The following is a 15,628-nucleotide window of genomic DNA, read 5'->3' on the forward strand; positions in this document are numbered from 1 at the left end:
AACGAAGCCCTCCGTGCGGGAACGGGAACGGGGACCAATCCTCTGTCCCCGTGCGGGACGCCCCCTCGGTGTCAGGCGGCCGTGCCCCCCGCTGCGGTGAGGCGTCGGCCGCGCAGCGCCCGGTAGAGGGCGCCGATCGCGGCTGCCTGCACCAGCGCGGAGAGGCCGACCAGCAGCGCCAGGGCCCAGCCGCTGTCGGGGACGAGCGGCAGGAGGAGCACGGAGACGGGCGCTGTGGCGAAGAACATCCACACCCCCGCGAACGAGGCGTCGGGCCCCGAGCCGAACAGGCTGACGCCGACGGTCAAGAGCACGGAGACCCCGACCAGCGCGAGGTAGACCAGCGACGCCGGGTTGAGCAGCAGTCCCCGAGCGGTCGTTTTTCGTTTGGTGTCCCCGGACCCTGCCATGATCAGACCCCCTGATCCCGGTCGCACCCGAGTGCGACGCCGATGTGTGCGGTGTGCGCTCCCACGGTAGGCACGCCCCGCGGTCCACGGCTTGAGTACGCGTACTCAAGCCGTGCAGGAGAGGGGAGAGGGGAGAGGCGGCGCAGGGGACACGGAGACCGGGAGGCCCTGGCCGGGTCTCAGGCCCCTTCCGGTGCCGTCACGAAGTCGATGAGCTCCTCCACGCGGCCCAGCAGCGCGGGTTCCAGGTCCTTGTAGGAGCGCACGCTGCCCAGGATGCGCTGCCAGGCGGCGCCCGTGTTGGCTTCCCAGCCCAGTCCCGCGCACACGCCCAGCTTCCAGTCCGTTCCCCTGGGTACCTTCGGCCACGCGCCGATCCCCACCGAGGCGGGTTTCACGGCCTCCCAGATGTCGATGTAGGGATGCCCGACGACCAGCACGTTCCCCCCGCTGCGTGTCCCTGCCTCCGCCGCGATCCGCGACTCCTTCGACCCCGGCACCAGGTGGTCCACGAGCACCCCGAGCCGCGCGTCGGGGGCGGGTGCGAAGGTCTCGACGACGGCAGGCAGGTCGTCGACGCCCTCCAGGTACTCCACGACGACCCCCTCGATCCGCAGGTCGTCACCCCACACCTTCTCCACCAGTTCCGCGTCGTGCCGTCCCTCGACGTAGATGCGTCCGGCGCGCGCCACCCGGGCCCGTGCGCCGGGTACGGCGATCGAGCCCGAGGCCGTCAGCCGCGGTCCCCTGGCTGCCGCGGCGGCGGGGGCGGCACGGGGCCGTACGAGCGTGACGGCCCGCCCCTCCAGCAGGAAGCCGCGCGGCGCCATGGGGAAGACCCGGTGCTTGCCGAAGCGGTCCTCCAGGGTGACGGTCGGCCCCTCGGCGGTCTTCTCGCACCGTACGACCGCCCCGCAGAAGCCCGTGGTCACCTCTTCGACCACCAGGTCCGGCTCGGCGGCCACCTCGGGCACGGGCTGCTTCCGCTTCCACGGGGGAGTCAGGTCGGGGTTGTCGTAACGGTCGTGACGGCTGCGCATGGGGCACATTCTGCTACGCGTCGGGGACCGGTTCTGCTACGCGTCGGGCCCGGCGAACCGCCGCGCCAGATCCTCCCGTTGTGCCCGCACGAACGCCGCGTCGACGACGGCCCCGTGCCCGGGTACGTACAGCGCTCCCTCGCCGCCCAGGGCCAGCAGCCGGTCGAGCGCCGCGGGCCAGCGGGCTGGGTGGGCGTCGCCTCCCGCCTGGGGTTCGTCCGACTCCTCCACCAGGTCCCCGCAGAAGACGACGTCGGGGTCTCCCGGCACCAGCACGGCCAGGTCGTGTTCGGTGTGCGCCGGGCCCACGTTGACCAGGACGACCTCGCGCCCTCCCAGGTCGAGGGTCAGCTGTCCGCTGACGGGATGGTGCGGGCGGGCCAGCACGTCGGCGGCCTCGGCGGCCTCGTCCTCCAGCAGCCCGTGTGCGACGGCGTCGTCCCGCAGCGCCTCCCCGTGCCGGCCGAGGAACGCGGCGGCACCGACCGCTCCGTACACCTGCGCTCCGGAGAAGACGGCGGTGCCGAAGACGTGGTCGAAGTGCGGGTGTGTGAGCGCCACCCACCGCACCCGGCGGCCCAGCAGCGCGGTCACGTCCGCGCGGATCCCGGCGCCCTCCCGCAGCGAGGAGCCGGTGTCGATGACCAGGGCTCCGCCGTCGCCGCTGACGGCGCCCACCGTCGCGTCCCACCCCGGCAGCCTGCGCCGCACCACCCCGTCCGCGAGCTGCTCCCAGCGTCGGCCGTCGCCGCCCACGAGCGCGCCGGCGGCCCGCGGTGGGTGCGGCATGTGTGGCGTGTGCGTACGACTGTCCCCTCGCGCCTGCATACGACGACGCTAACGGCAGTGCGCGGCCGGCGCCCCCTCCCGGTGCCCGGGGTACGGTTCGGGGCGGCGGATGAGGCGGCCCTTGCCCCGGCTGTGGTGACCGGCCGTACACTGGCTCAGGGGCTTGGCACTCCGGCATGCAGAGTGCCAGGCGAAGTGCCAGGGATGACCGCCGGGGAACGAACCTGGAGCAGCGGCCGGACGGGAGGTGTGCGCCATGCTCAGCGAGCGCCGACTGGAAGTGCTCCGCGCCATCGTCCAGGACTACGTCGGCACCGAGGAGCCGGTGGGCTCGAAGGCCCTCACAGAGAGGCACAACCTGAAGGTGTCACCGGCCACGGTGCGCAACGACATGGCGGCGCTGGAGGACGAGGGCTACATCGCGCAGCCGCACACCAGCGCGGGGCGCATCCCCACGGACAAGGGGTACCGGCTGTTCGTCGACAAGCTTGCCGGCGTCAAGCCGCTGTCGTCGCCGGAGCGGCGCGCGATCCAGAACTTCCTCGACGGTGCCGTCGACCTCGACGACGTGGTGGGGCGCACGGTGCGGCTGCTGGCCCAGCTCACCCGGCAGGTGGCCGTCGTGCAGTACCCCTCGCTGACGCGTTCGACGGTGCGCCACGTCGAGCTGCTGGGGCTCGCGCCCGCGCGGCTGATGCTGGTGCTGATCACCGACACCGGGCGCGTCGAGCAGCGTTTGATCGACTGCCCGGCGCCGATCGGCGAGACGGTGCTGGCCGATCTGCGCGCCCGGCTCAACAGCCGCGTGGTCGGCCAGCGGTTCACCGAGGTGCCCTCCCTGGTGCAGGACCTGCCCGAGGCGTTCGACGCCGACGACCGCGCCACCATCTCCACGGTCCTGGCGACGCTCCTGGAGACCCTGGTCGAGGAGACCGAGGAGCGGCTGATGATCGGCGGCACCGCCAATCTCACCCGCTTCGGACACGACTTCCCCCTCACCATCCGCCCGGTCCTGGAGGCGCTGGAGGAGCAGGTCGTCCTCCTCAAGCTGCTCGGTGAGGCAAAGGACTCGGGCATGACCGTACGAATCGGGCACGAGAACCAGCACGAGGGACTGAGTTCCACATCGGTCGTCTCCGTCGGCTACGGTTCGGGCGACGAAGCAGTCGCCAAACTCGGCGTGGTCGGACCGACCCGCATGGACTACCCCGGAACGATGGGAGCTGTACGCGCAGTGGCACGGTACGTCGGACAGATCCTGGCGGAGTCATAAGGTGGCGACGGACTACTACGCGGTCCTCGGCGTGCAGCGCGACGCCTCGCAGGACGAGATCAAGAAGGCTTTCCGCAGGCTCGCCCGCGAGCTGCACCCGGACGTCAACCCGGACCCGAAGACCCAGGAGCGGTTCAAGGAGATCAATACCGCCTACGAGGTGCTCTCCGACCCGCAGAAGAAGCAGGTCTACGACCTGGGCGGCGACCCGGCCTCCGGCGCGGCGGGCGGCGCGGCGGGCGGCTTCGGCGGCGGCTTCGGCAACTTCAGCGACATCATGGACGCCTTCTTCGGCACGGCGGCGCAGCGCGGCCCGCGCTCGCGCACCCGCCGCGGCCAGGACGCCATGATCCGCCTCGACATCGATCTGGACGAGTCCGCGTTCGGCACGACCAAGGACATCCAGGTCGACACCGCCGTCGTGTGCAACACCTGTAGCGGCGAGGGCGCGGCCCCCGGCACCTCCGCGCAGACGTGCGACATGTGCCGAGGGCGCGGCGAGGTCTCCCAGGTCACCCGCTCCTTCCTGGGGCAGGTCATGACCTCGCGGCCCTGCCCGCAGTGCCAGGGCTTCGGCACCGTGGTGCCCACGCCCTGCCCCGAGTGCGCGGGCGACGGCCGGATCCGCTCGCGGCGCAGCCTGACGGTGAAGATCCCCGCCGGTGTCGACAACGGCACCCGCATCCAGCTCGCCGGCGAGGGCGAGGTCGGTCCCGGCGGCGGCCCCGCGGGCGACCTGTACGTGGAGATCCACGAGAACTCCCATCCGACGTTCCAGCGCCGCGGTGACGACCTGCACTGCACCGTCACCATCCCCATGACGGCGGCGGCCCTCGGCACCAAGGTGCCGCTGGAGACGCTGGACGGCATGGAGGAGATCGACATCCGTCCCGGCACCCAGTCGGGGCAGTCGGTCCCGCTCCACGAGCGCGGCGTCACCCACCTGCGCGGGGGCGGGCGCGGCCAGCTCATCGTCCACGTCGAGGTCACCACGCCCTCGAAGCTGGAGCCGGAACAGGAGGAGCTGCTCCGCCGCCTCGCCAAGCTGCGCGGTGAGGAACGGCCCACGGGCCAGTTCCAGCCGGGCCAGCAGGGCCTGTTCTCCCGCCTGAAGGACGCCTTCAACGGGCGGTGACCCGGGCGCTTTCGCACCCTCCCCCAGACCCTCGGACTGCGGGGAAAGGGGGCGGGAGGGGCGCGGCAACGGGCTGTGAGGCTGTCTTGCGGGGCGTGACAGGATGGCGTCATGCCCACCCCGTACGCCTCGATGTTCTCGCTGTCCGAGCTGGCTGAGCACCCCGTCATCCAGGCACCGATGGCCGGCGGGGCCGCGGGCCCCGAGTTGGCCGCGGCCGTGAGCGAGGCGGGGGGTCTGGGCTTCCTCGCCGCCGGCTACAAGACGCCGGAGGCGATGTACGAGGAGATCAAACACGTGCGCCGGCTCACGGGCCGCCCCTTCGGCGTGAACCTGTTCCTGCCGCAGCCGCGCACCGCCGAGCCCGCCGCAGTCGACGTCTACCGCGAACAGCTCGCCGGTGAGGCCACCTGGTACGAGACGGAACTGGGTGACACGGAGGGCACGGCGGACGACGCCTACGAGGCGAAGCTGGCGATCCTGCTGGAGGATCCGGTGCCCCTCGTCTCGTTCACGTTCGGCTGCCCCTCGGCCGCCGACCTGGAACGGCTGGCGAAGGCGGGCACCCGCACCCTCGTGACGGCCACCTGCGTCGCGGAGGCACGGGCGGCACAGGAAGCGGGCGCGGACGCCGTGTGCGTCCAGGGGATCGAGGCCGGCGGCCACCTCGGCTCGCACCGCGACGATCCGCAGCGCGAGCCCGGCAGCGGCGGCGTCGGACTGCTCTGTCTCATCGCCCAGGCCAGGGAGGCGGTCACGCTGCCGCTCGTCGCCTCGGGCGGGCTGATGCGCGGCGGGCAGATCGCCGCCGTGCTGGCGGCCGGTGCCACGGCCGCCCAGCTGGGCACGGCCTTCCTCGTCACCCCGGAGTCCGGTGCCGATCCGCTGCACAAGCAGGCCATGACCAACCCGACGTTCACCCGGACCGACTTCACCCGCGCCTTCTCCGGCCGCGCGGCGCGCGGACTGGTCAACCGCTTCATGCGCGAGCACGGCCCGTACGCGCCCGCCGCCTACCCGCAGGTCCACTACCTGACGGCCGGACTGCGCAGGGCCGCGGCCCGGGCGGGCGACCCGCAGGCCATGGCGCTGTGGGCAGGACAGGGACACAGGCTCGCCCGCGAGCTGCCCGCGGGGCAGCTCGTGGAGGTCCTCGTCGCCGAGGTCGCCGCCGCACGGGAGGCGCTGGCATGAGCGCCCCCGTCTTCCTCGCCGACACCGCGTTGCTGAGCCGCGGCACGGTCGTGCTCGACGGGCCCGAGGGACGGCACGCCGTCTCGGTGCGCCGGCTGCGTCCTGGCGAAGAGGTCGTCCTGACCGACGGCGCGGGCACCGGCGCCTGGGGCAGTGTCACCGCCGTGGAGGGCAAGGACCGGCTGGAGGTCACCGTCCGCGAGGTCCGCGTGGAGCCGGAGTCGCAGCCCGCGCTCACCGTCGTCCAGGCCCTTCCCAAGGGCGACCGGGGCGAGTTGGCCGTCGAGACGATGACGGAGACGGGCGTGGACGCGATCGTCCCGTGGGCCGCCTCGCGGGCCGTCACCCGGTGGAAGGGCGAGCGCGCCGCCAAGGCGCTCGGCAAGTGGCGCAGCACGGCGCGGGAAGCGGGGAAGCAGGCGCGGCGGCTGCGGTTCCCCGCGGTGGCCGAGCAGGCGTCGTCGTCCCAGGTGGCCGCGTTGCTGGCCGACGCCGACTTCGCCGGGGTGCTGCACGAGGAGGGCGCGGTGCCGCTGGCGACGGCGCCGCTGCCGTCCTCGGGAAAGATCGTGCTGGTGGTGGGGCCCGAGGGCGGGGTCGCGCCGGAGGAGTTGGAGCTGTTCGCGCGGGCGGGCGCTGAGCCGTTCCGGCTGGGGCCGAGCGTGTTGCGGACGTCCACGGCGGGGACGGCCGCGGCGGCGGTGGTGCTGGCGCGGTCGGGACGCTGGGGCTGAGGGCGCGGCCGCCGGGGGAGGGCCCCCGGGTCCAGGACCGGCCCCGCCTCGGCGGTGGATCACCCGGCGGAATCGGTGAAAGGGCGAGGCGGTGGCCTCGGGTAACATCCGGGCATGGCTTCCAACGGAGAACCGCAGCAGGACTGCCTGTTCTGCAAGATCGTCGCGGGTGAGGTCCCCGCGACGCTGGTGCGGGAGACGGAGACCACCGTCGCGTTCCGCGACATCAACCCGCAGGCCCCCACGCACGTGCTGGTCATCCCCAAGGCGCACTATCCGGACGCCGCCTCTTTGGCGGCCGCCTCACCGGAGCTGATGGCCGACGTGGTGCGCGAGGCGGGCGAGGTCGCGGCGATGGAGAACATCACCCCGGCCGAGAGCGGCGGCCCCCACACCGGCTACCGCGTGGTCTTCAACACCGGTTCGGGGGCCGGGCAGACGGTCTTCCACACGCACGCGCACGTCCTCGGCGGCCGCGGCCTCGAATGGCCGCCCGGGTGACCGGCGGACGGTGACCGGATGCGGACCGGATACAGGGTGACGCGCGTTGTCCGTACGTGAACTGGTCGTTCTGGGCACCGCCAGCCAGGTGCCCACGCGGCGGCGGAACCACAACGGGTACGTACTCCTGTGGGACGGCGAAGGCATCCTCTTCGACCCCGGCGAGGGGACGCAGCGGCAGATGCTGCACACGTCACTCGCCGCGCACGACCTGACGCGGATCTGCCTCACCCACTTCCACGGCGACCACACACTCGGCCTGCCGGGCGTCATCCAGCACATGAGCCTCGACGGGGTGCCGCACGAGGTGACCGCCCACTACCCGGCGAGCGGGCAGGCATACTTCGAGCGCCTGCGCCACGCCACCCCGTTCCACGACACGGTGGCCCTCCGCCAGGCACCCGTCACCGGACCCGGCGTGCTCGCGGGCGGCGCGGACGGACCCGAGGCGCCGTTCACGCTGGAGGCGCGGGAACTCTCGCACCGTATCGACGCGTTCGGCTACCGGCTCACCGAGCCCGACACCCGCCGCATGCTGCCGGAGAAGCTCGCCGAGCGTGGCATCAGCGGCCCGGACGTGGGCCTGCTCCAGCGGCGCGGGGAGCTGCGCGGGGTGCGTCTCGAGGAGGTCAGCGCGCCCCGAGCCGGGCAGCGGTTCGCCTTCGTCATGGACACCCGGCTGTGCGAGGGGGTGTACGAGCTGGCGCAGGGCTGCGACATGCTCGTCATCGAGTCGACGTTCCTGCACGCCGATGCGGAACTCGCCGACGTCTCAGGGCACCTGACGGCCTACCAGGCGGGCCGTGTCGCCGCCGGCGCCGGCGTACGCCACCTGGTGCTGACGCACTTCTCGCAGCGCTACCAGGACACCTCGCTGTTCGCCGCCGAGGCCCGTGCCGCCGGGTTCGAGGGGACGCTGACGGCGGCGGAGGACCTGACGCGGGTGCCGGTACCCAAGCGCCGCTGAGCTGCGGGTCAGCCGCCCATGACGCTGATGAGCCGCTCCAGGCCGATGTTGCCGCCCGAAAGGATGACGCCCACCCTCCTCGGGCCCCCGCCCTCCCGGTGCCCGGCGGGCGGCGGGTCGAGGCGGTCGGCGAGCAGGGCGGCCAGCGCGCAGGCGCCCGCGGGCTCGACCAGCATCTTGAGCCGTTCGAGGACGAACCGCATCGCCGTGCGCAGCTCGTCCTCGCTCACCAGCAGCACGCCCTCCAGGAGCCGCCGGTTGATCGGATACGTCAGGGCGCCGGGCGTGGTGGCTGTCAGGGCGTCGGCGATGGTCCGCGGCACCCGAACGCTCACCCGCTCACCGGCCGCCAGTGAGCGGGCGGTGTCGTCGCCCGCCTCCGGCTCGACGCCGAGAACGCGCATGCCGGGATACAGCCCCTTGGCGGCGGTGGCGCATCCGGCGGCCAGCCCGCCACCGCCCACCGGGACGAGCAACGCGTCCAGCTCGCCCGCCTCCTCCAGCAGCTCCAGGGCTGCGGTGCCCTGGCCCGCCATGGTGCGCGGATGGTCGTAGGGCGGGATGAGGGTCAGCCCGCGGTCGGCGGCGAGCTTCTCGCCGATGGCTTCCCTGCTCTCGGTGTAACGGTCGTAGGTGACGACCTCGGCTCCGTACCCCGCTGTCGCGTCCAGCTTGGCCGTGGGGGCGTCGGCGGGCATGACGATGACGGCGCCGGTGCCGAACTCGCGGGCGGCGAGCGCGACCGCCTGCGCGTGGTTGCCCGACGAGTAGGCCACCACGCCGTGCTCCCGCTGGCGCGGCGTGAGCTGCGTCATCCAGTTGTAGGCCCCGCGGAACTTGAAGGCGCCGGCCCGCTGGAGGTTCTCGCACTTGAGGAACACCTCGGCCCCCACCAGCCGGTCGAGCGTCCGGGAGCGCACGACGGGCGTCCGGTGCACCCCTGCCTCGATGCGGGCGGCCGCCTGGCGGACATCGTCCGGCGTGAGTACGGGATCGGAGGTCTCGGTCACCCCGTGACCGTATCCCAGGGGGTAGGACACCCGCGCGGAGAGGGCACCGGCTGCCGCCGGGCGGCAGGGCGGGGCCTCAGAAGCCGAGCCGGCGCAACTGCTTGGGGTCGCGCTGCCAGTCCTTGGCCACCTTGACGTGCAGGTCGAGGTAGACGGGGGTGCCCAGCAGCGCCTCGATGTGGCGGCGGGAGGTGGAGCCGACCTCCTTGAGCCGCTTGCCCTTGGGGCCGATGACGATGCCCTTCTGGCTGGGCCGCTCCAGGAAGATGTTGGCGTGCACGTCCAGCAGGGGACGGTCCGCCGGGCGGCCCTCGCGGGGCACCATCTCCTCGACCACCACGGCGATCGAGTGCGGCAACTCGTCACGGACGCCTTCCAGCGTGGCCTCGCGGATCAGCTCGGCCACCATGACCTGCTCCGGCTCGTCCGTCAGGTCGCCGTCCGGGTACAGCGGCGGCCCCTCGGGCAGCAGCGGCACCAGCAGGCCGGCCAGCAGCTCCACCTGGGTGCCGGCGGTGCCGGAGACCGGGACGATCTCGGCCCACTCGATGCCCAGCTCCTTGCCGAGCTGGTCGACGGCCATGAGCTGCTCGGCGAGGGCCTCGTGCGTCACCAGGTCGGTCTTGGTGACGACGGCGACCTTCGGCGTCTTCTTCCGCACCTCGGCCAGCTCGCCGGCGATGAACCGGTCACCGGGACCGATCCTCTGGTCGGCCGGGACGCAGAAGCCGATGACATCGACCTCGGCCCAGGTGGTGCGCACCACGTCGTTGAGGCGCTCGCCCAGCAGGGTGCGCGGCTTGTGCAGCCCTGGGGTGTCCACCAGGACGAGCTGCGCGTCGGCCCTGTGCACGATGCCGCGCACCGTGTGCCTGGTGGTCTGCGGCCTGGTGGAGGTGATCGCGACCTTCGTGCCCACCAGCGCGTTGGTCAGCGTCGACTTGCCCGCGTTCGGGCGGCCGACGAAGCAGGCGAAGCCCGAGCGGTACCCGGCCGCGTCCGGATCGTGGCCTGCGTCGGCACCGGGGGCGGTGGAGGAAGCGTTCATGCGCTCCATTGTCCCCGATGGCCGGTACTGGCCCGCACGCCGACTCCGGGCGCCCGGGCGCTCGGCTCAGCCCGCCGTCACGGTCGCACGGAGGGCGCCGTCCGGGCCGGCCAGGAGCACCGGCGTGGCGGGGCCGCCCAGGTCCCCCACGGTCGCCAGGTCCTCGTCCGGCACCTGCTCCGCGTCCGCGACGACGGCCGCCGCCTCCAGCGACTTCGCACCCGAGGCCACGGCCATGGCCACGGCCGTGCGCAGCGCCGACAGGTGGAGGGAGGGCAGCGCGACGGAGCCCGCCACGTAGGTGCGGCCGGTCCCGTCCCGTACGGCGGCGCCTTCGGGGACGGCGTTGCGGGCGCGGGCGCTGCGCGCCAGCGTGAGGATCTTGCGGTCTTCCGGGTCGAGCCCGTCCGTGCTGCTCAGGTCACTCATGACGGCGAGCATATGCGGTGTGCGGGCTGCCTCGAGAGGGCGCCCCGTGGCCAGGCGACGGGCCCGTGCCCCGGCGGCCGGCCCGCGCCCGGGCGGCGGGAGGGTCGGTCCGTGCCCCGGCGGCCGGGCCCGCGTCTTGGCGACCCCCGCACGGTCACCCCGCGACCTGGTGCATGCCCGCGCGGCGTACCTCGGGGTCGGTCAGCCGCGCCGGCTTCTCTCCCGTGCCGGTACCCGCCACCGGGTTGTGCTCGGCTGGGCCGGTGCCGTCCGCGCCGACGGCGCGTCAGCCGCTGAGGCGAGGCTCGCCGGTATCAGGCTGAGCGTCGCCGCCGACGCCGCGGCGCTGCCGGCGGTCGGCCTCCTCGTCGCCCTGACGGTGGGCCGGCGCCGGACGGCCCCCGAGCGGAACCGGCGCCGGGACGGAGGCCGGGCCCGGGGCTGGGACCGGGGCCGAGGCGTGGGGCCCGGGGATCAGTCGTCCTGCTCCGGCGGCACCGTCGGAGTGGGCGTCCGGCCCTTGGCGACCGTCTTGAGGCGCTTGGCCGCCTCCTTGGCCACACCGGTGGTCATCGTGGTGTCGCCCTTGCCCGTGGTCAGCAGGGCGAGACCGGTGGTGGACCCCTCCGCGCGGGTGAGGACGAGGTCCAGCGTGAGCTGCTTCCCGTCCGCCGAGCCGCCCTTGGCGGTGCCCCGCAGCCGGGCACCCGCGCTGTCGCCACCGGCCTTGGTCTTCAGCTCGGAGACCTTCCACTCGACGGTGGTCGCGTTGTTGCGGGTGGTGACCTTCTTGCAGCTGTCCCGCACGCTCTTGAACGTGCTCAGCGCCCGCTTCGCGTCGCGGGTGGCGTCGTAGGAGGCGATCTCGCTGGACAGGTACGGGCCGCTCGCTTTCTTGCTGTAGTCGCGGGAGGCGTCGGTCCGTGCCTCGTGCTTGTCCAGATCGCCGCCGAGGGTGTCCATCAGCTTCTTGCAGTTGCGGTCCTTGGTGCTCAGATCGTCGGGCGCGTCACCCGCCGCCGTGGTGTCGTCCAGGTCCGCGCTCTTCCACCCCGCCGGCAGGTTCTGCTCGACCACCAGCGCCGCGCGGGCCTGCTGTTCGCTGAGCGGGCCCTGCGCCTTCGAGGGCGAACCCGTGGGCGTCGCGTCGGACTTCGAGGGCGAGGGCGACTCCCCGCTGGAGTCGGACTCGCCGTCACCGCCGCATCCGGCGACGGACAGCAGGAGGGCGGCGGACAGGACACCGACGAGCGGGGCACGGCGGCGCGAGGGGCGAGGACGCGGCATGGCGGCGGGCCTTTCGACGAGGGCTCCCCCCACCGCACCAGCTTCCGGCGCTCGCCGCCACCCCACCCGCACCGAACGTGTGACCGGCGCCGGGGACGCCCCTGGCGGCGGCTGACCGCCCCGCGCGGCCGACCCCCGGGGCGGTCATCCGCCGCCCAGCCGCAGCCGCTCCCAGCGGGGCAGCCCGGCGACCACCAGGTCCCAGGAGTCCTCGACCATCTCGCGCACCGCGCGGTCCGGCAGGCTGCCGTCGAGCGTGACCGTGTTCCAGTGCCGCTTGTTGAGGTGCCGGCCGGGCCGCACCGCCGGATACGTCTCGCGCAGCCGCAGCGCGATCTCCGGCTCGCACTTGAGGCTGACGAGGAGCGGCGCTTCGTCCAGTGAACTGAAGGCGAAGATCCGTTTCTTGACCTTGAACGTGGACAGGCCGGGGTTCGCGGGGAACGGGAAGTCCTCCCACGCGTCGTTCTGTCCCAGACAGCAGGCCCTCAGCTCCTCCGGCGTCATGGGACAAGCCTAGGGAACGGGTACGACAGCGCAGCGTCCACGACGCTCGGGCACGGGGGGTGAGCCGCCGCGCCGCCTCAGCCCTCGCCGACGGCCGTGCTTCGCTCGCCGTCGGTCGTCACCGGCTCGCGCACCGCCTCGACCAGCACCGTGACGATCTTGTTGCGGCGCCCTGCGGGGGACTCGGCCGTAAGGCGCAGGCCCGTCAGCGTCGGGTCCGAATGGTCCTCGGTGACGTCCACGACGGTGGCGGCCCCGGCGATCGGGACCCGGCCCAGTGACTTGGCCAGCAGCCCTCCGACCGTCTCCACGTCCTCGTCGTCCCAGCCGGTGAGCCCGTACAGCTCGCCCAGATCGGCGATGTCGAGGCGCGCGGTGACGCGGTAGCGGCCCTCGCCCAGGTCCTCGACGGGCGGCAGCTCGCGGTCGTACTCGTCGGTGATCTCCCCGACGATCTCCTCCAGGATGTCCTCGATGGTCACGACGCCCGCCGTGCTGCCGTACTCGTCGATGACGACGGACACGTGGATGCGGTCCTGCTGCATCTCGCGCAGCAGGTCACCGGCGTTCTTGGTGTCGGGCACGAAGGTGGCGGGGCGCATCGCGGTCGAGACCAGCTCGGTCTCCGCGTCGCGGCTGACGTGTACCTTCCGCGCCAGGTCCTTGAGGTAGACGATGCCCACGACGTCGTCCTCGTTCTCGCCCACCACGGGGATCCGCGAGAACCCGGAGCGCAGCGCCAGGGTCAGCGCCTGGCGGATCGTCTTGAACCGCTCGATGGTGATCAGGTCGGTACGCGGCACCATCACCTCGCGCACCAGCCGGTCGCCGAGCTGGAAGACGGAGTGCACCATCTTCCGCTCCTCCGCCTCGATCAGCGACTCCTGCTCGGCGAGGTCGACCATCGCGCGCAGCTCCGCCTCGCTGGCGAACGGGCCCTTGCGGAACCCCTTGCCCGGCGTCAGCGCGTTGCCCAGCAGGATCAGCAACTGCGGTACGGGGCCCAGGATGCGGGCCAGCGGGAGCAGCACGAAGGCGGAGGCCGTCGCCGTGTTGAGGGGGTGCTGGCGGCCGATGGTGCGCGGCGAGACGCCGATCGCCACGTAGGAGGCGAAGACCATGACCCCTATCGCGACGGCCAGCGCCTGCCAGGTGCCCTCGACGGCCCGCAGGCACGCGTATGTCACCAGCGACCCGGCCGCCACCTCGCACGCCACCCGCAGCAGCAGGGCGAGGTTGAGGTAGCGGGTCGGGTCTGCCGCCACGGCCGCCAGCTTGTCGCTGCCGCGCCGCCCCTGGCGGACCGCCTCCTCGGCGCGGTAGCTGGTCGTACGGGCCAGGCCCGTCTCGGCGCACGCGGCCAGCCAGGCCACGATCACCAGCAGCACGACGGCTGCGATCAGTGGCGTGCTCACGAGGTGGTGGTGGGGGCGGGAGACGGTCCGGTCAAGCCCTGCTCGGCGCGCCAGCCGTCGACGATCGCGGACTGGAGGCCGAACATCTCGGCCCGCTCGGCGGGCTCCTCGTGGTCGTAGCCCAGCAGGTGCAGCACCCCGTGCACGGTGAGCAGCTGCAACTCCTCGTCCATGGAGTGCTTGGTCGGCGCGTCCGCGCCCTGCCTGGTCGCGACCTGGGGGCACAGCACGATGTCCCCGAGGAGCCCCTGCGGGGGCTCCTCCTCGTCCCTGGAGGGCGGGCGCAACTCGTCCATCGGGAAGGACATCACGTCCGTGGGCCCCGGCAGGTCCATCCACTGGAGGTGCAGCTGCTCGATCGTCTCGGGGTCGACGCAGATCACCGACAGCTCCGAGAGCGGATGGATGCGCATCCGGGCCAGCGCGTAACGGGCGATGTCGAGCAGTGCCTGCTCGTCGACCTGGTGCCCTGACTCGTTGTTGACGTCGATCGACATGGTGCGGGTCGACTACTTCCTCTTGCCGTGGTTCCGCCTGGACGGCGGGGCTTCGCTCTCGCCCTGGGCCTCGCGGGCGCTGTCGTAGCGCTCGTACGCGTCGACGATACGGCCCACCAGCTTGTGCCGGACCACGTCGGTGCTGGTCAGCTGGGAGAAGTGCACATCATCGACGCCCTGGAGGATCTCCCGCACCTGGCGCAGCCCGCTCTTCGTGCCGCCGGGCAGGTCCACCTGCGTCACGTCACCGGTGATCACTATCTTGGAGTCGAAACCGAGCCGGGTGAGGAACATCTTCATCTGCTCGGGGTTCGTGTTCTGCGCCTCGTCCAGGATGATGAACGCGTCGTTGAGCGTCCTTCCCCGCATGTAGGCCAGCGGAGCCACCTCGATGGTGCCCGCGGCCATCAGCCGGGGGATCGAGTCCGGGTCCAGCATGTCGTGCAGCGCGTCGTACAGCGGCCGCAGATACGGGTCGATCTTCTCGTAGAGCGTGCCCGGCAGGTAGCCGAGCCGCTCGCCCGCCTCCACGGCGGGACGCGTCAGGATGATCCGGGTGACCTGCTTGGCCTGGAGCGCCTGCACCGCCTTGGCCATCGCCAGATACGTCTTGCCCGTGCCGGCCGGTCCGATACCGAAGACGACCGTGTGCGTGTCGATCGCGTCCACGTACCGCTTCTGGTTGAGCGTCTTGGGACGGATCGTGCGGCCGCGGTTGGAGAGGATGTTCTGGGTGAGCACCTCGGCGGGCGTCTCGTCGGCGTCGCCCGTGCCGTTCTCCTGTGCGCGGAGCATGGAGATGGAGCGCTCCACCGCGTCCTCCGTCATCGGCTGGCCGGTGCGCAGCACCAGCATCATCTCGTCGAAAAGGCGCTGGACGAGCGCCACCTCCGCCGGGTTGCCGGTCGCGCTGATCTCGTTCCCCCGCACGTGGATGTCCGTGTCGGGAAACGCCTCCTCGATGACTCGCAGCAGAGAGTCTCCGGAGCCCAGCACCGTGACCATCGGGTGCTTGGGAGGCACGGTGAAGCGGGCTGTCTCCTGCCCGGATCCGGCCTGGGATGGGGTTGTCTGCGTCATGGGCGGCCTCTGGGGCCTGCTCATCTCCCTTACTGCGCCGTTGTCGCTACGGCTTCCAGGGTACGACGCCCCTCCCGTGGGGCTCACCCGTTTTGCCGAGGACGAGAGTGGCAACGGGCACGGCCGCACCGACACGGAGCGTAATCGTCCGCTGCCCCGATCCCCCGGGCGTCTCACCTCCAGGTGCTGGTGAACGACCGTCCGGGCACCGGCTCGGCGATGAGCGCCACGGCGAGGAAGAAGTGGACCTGGCCGATCGCGGACATCAGCGTGGCGGGCCCCGCTCGCTCAGCGAGGCCGACGACTGTCCCC

17 protein-coding genes are annotated in these 15,628 nt (G+C 72.6%); 6 read left to right on the forward strand and 11 right to left on the reverse strand.

Annotation, left to right across the window (positions count from 1 at the left end):
- Positions 1-71: 71 nt before the first annotated feature.
- From DQ392_RS26775 to DQ392_RS26785, 3 genes are all read right to left on the reverse strand, one after another.
- The gene (locus DQ392_RS26775) at positions 72-410 is read right to left on the reverse strand and encodes an SCO4225 family membrane protein (protein WP_114018273.1); all 339 of its coding nucleotides are present in this window, start codon (positions 408-410) and stop codon (positions 72-74) included.
- A gap of 179 nt (positions 411-589) precedes the next feature.
- Complete coding sequence (locus DQ392_RS26780; protein WP_114018274.1) at positions 590-1,450, reverse strand: DUF3097 domain-containing protein; 861 nt, start codon at positions 1,448-1,450, stop codon at positions 590-592.
- A gap of 36 nt (positions 1,451-1,486) precedes the next feature.
- Complete coding sequence (locus tag DQ392_RS26785; protein ID WP_114018275.1) at positions 1,487-2,239, reverse strand: MBL fold metallo-hydrolase; 753 nt, start codon at positions 2,237-2,239, stop codon at positions 1,487-1,489.
- A gap of 256 nt (positions 2,240-2,495) precedes the next feature.
- On the opposite strand from DQ392_RS26785, the gene hrcA reads away from it, so the two are divergent.
- From hrcA to DQ392_RS26815, 6 genes are all read left to right on the forward strand, one after another.
- Positions 2,496-3,512, forward strand: coding sequence for a heat-inducible transcriptional repressor HrcA (hrcA, locus tag DQ392_RS26790; RefSeq protein WP_114018276.1), 1,017 nt, complete (start codon positions 2,496-2,498; stop codon positions 3,510-3,512).
- Between the two features lies 1 nt (position 3,513).
- A complete protein-coding gene (gene dnaJ, locus DQ392_RS26795) occupies positions 3,514-4,647 on the forward strand; it encodes a molecular chaperone DnaJ (protein WP_114018277.1) in 1,134 nt (377 codons plus the stop codon).
- 111 nt (positions 4,648-4,758) lie between these two features.
- Positions 4,759-5,841 carry a nitronate monooxygenase gene (locus DQ392_RS26800; RefSeq protein WP_114018278.1) on the forward strand — a complete coding sequence of 361 codons (1,083 nt, stop codon included), beginning with the start codon at positions 4,759-4,761 and terminating at the stop codon, positions 5,839-5,841.
- Complete coding sequence (locus tag DQ392_RS26805) at positions 5,838-6,575, forward strand: 16S rRNA (uracil(1498)-N(3))-methyltransferase (protein WP_114018279.1); 738 nt, start codon at positions 5,838-5,840, stop codon at positions 6,573-6,575. Before DQ392_RS26800 ends, DQ392_RS26805 begins: the two co-directional genes overlap by 4 nt.
- 114 nt (positions 6,576-6,689) lie before the next feature.
- Positions 6,690-7,076 (forward strand): histidine triad nucleotide-binding protein, encoded by a 387-nt coding sequence (locus DQ392_RS26810; RefSeq protein ID WP_114018280.1) that lies wholly within the window; start codon positions 6,690-6,692, stop codon positions 7,074-7,076.
- 46 nt (positions 7,077-7,122) lie between these two features.
- Positions 7,123-8,043 (forward strand): ribonuclease Z, encoded by a 921-nt coding sequence (locus tag DQ392_RS26815; RefSeq protein WP_114018281.1) that lies wholly within the window; start codon positions 7,123-7,125, stop codon positions 8,041-8,043.
- 8 nt (positions 8,044-8,051) lie between these two features.
- On the opposite strand, the gene DQ392_RS26820 is transcribed toward DQ392_RS26815, so the two are convergent.
- From DQ392_RS26820 to DQ392_RS26855, 8 genes are all read right to left on the reverse strand, one after another.
- On the reverse strand, positions 8,052-9,053 hold the full coding sequence (locus tag DQ392_RS26820; RefSeq protein ID WP_114018647.1) for a pyridoxal-phosphate dependent enzyme: 1,002 nt from the start codon (positions 9,051-9,053) through the stop codon (positions 8,052-8,054).
- A gap of 76 nt (positions 9,054-9,129) precedes the next feature.
- A complete protein-coding gene (gene era / locus DQ392_RS26825) occupies positions 9,130-10,110 on the reverse strand; it encodes a GTPase Era (protein WP_114018282.1) in 981 nt (326 codons plus the stop codon).
- A gap of 57 nt (positions 10,111-10,167) precedes the next feature.
- Positions 10,168-10,542: a cytidine deaminase gene (locus DQ392_RS26830; RefSeq protein ID WP_181856596.1), complete on the reverse strand. Its 375-nt coding sequence runs from the start codon at positions 10,540-10,542 to the stop codon at positions 10,168-10,170.
- Positions 10,543-11,004: 462 nt separating this feature from the next.
- Entirely contained in the window at positions 11,005-11,817 is an 813-nt protein-coding gene (locus tag DQ392_RS26835; RefSeq protein WP_114018649.1) for a hypothetical protein, read from the reverse strand.
- A gap of 144 nt (positions 11,818-11,961) precedes the next feature.
- A complete protein-coding gene (locus DQ392_RS26840) occupies positions 11,962-12,324 on the reverse strand; it encodes an MmcQ/YjbR family DNA-binding protein (RefSeq protein ID WP_114018283.1) in 363 nt (120 codons plus the stop codon).
- A gap of 77 nt (positions 12,325-12,401) precedes the next feature.
- A complete protein-coding gene (locus DQ392_RS26845) occupies positions 12,402-13,739 on the reverse strand; it encodes a hemolysin family protein (protein ID WP_114018284.1) in 1,338 nt (445 codons plus the stop codon).
- A complete protein-coding gene (ybeY, locus tag DQ392_RS26850) occupies positions 13,736-14,236 on the reverse strand; it encodes an rRNA maturation RNase YbeY (RefSeq protein ID WP_114018285.1) in 501 nt (166 codons plus the stop codon). Before ybeY ends, DQ392_RS26845 begins: the two co-directional genes overlap by 4 nt.
- 12 nt (positions 14,237-14,248) lie before the next feature.
- Positions 14,249-15,316: a PhoH family protein gene (locus DQ392_RS26855; protein ID WP_114018286.1), complete on the reverse strand. Its 1,068-nt coding sequence runs from the start codon at positions 15,314-15,316 to the stop codon at positions 14,249-14,251.
- Positions 15,317-15,628: the final 312 nt, after the last annotated feature.

Source organism: Streptomyces reniochalinae (assembly GCF_003323735.1).
GTDB classification, from domain to species: Bacteria; Actinomycetota; Actinomycetes; order Streptomycetales; family Streptomycetaceae; genus Streptomyces; species Streptomyces reniochalinae.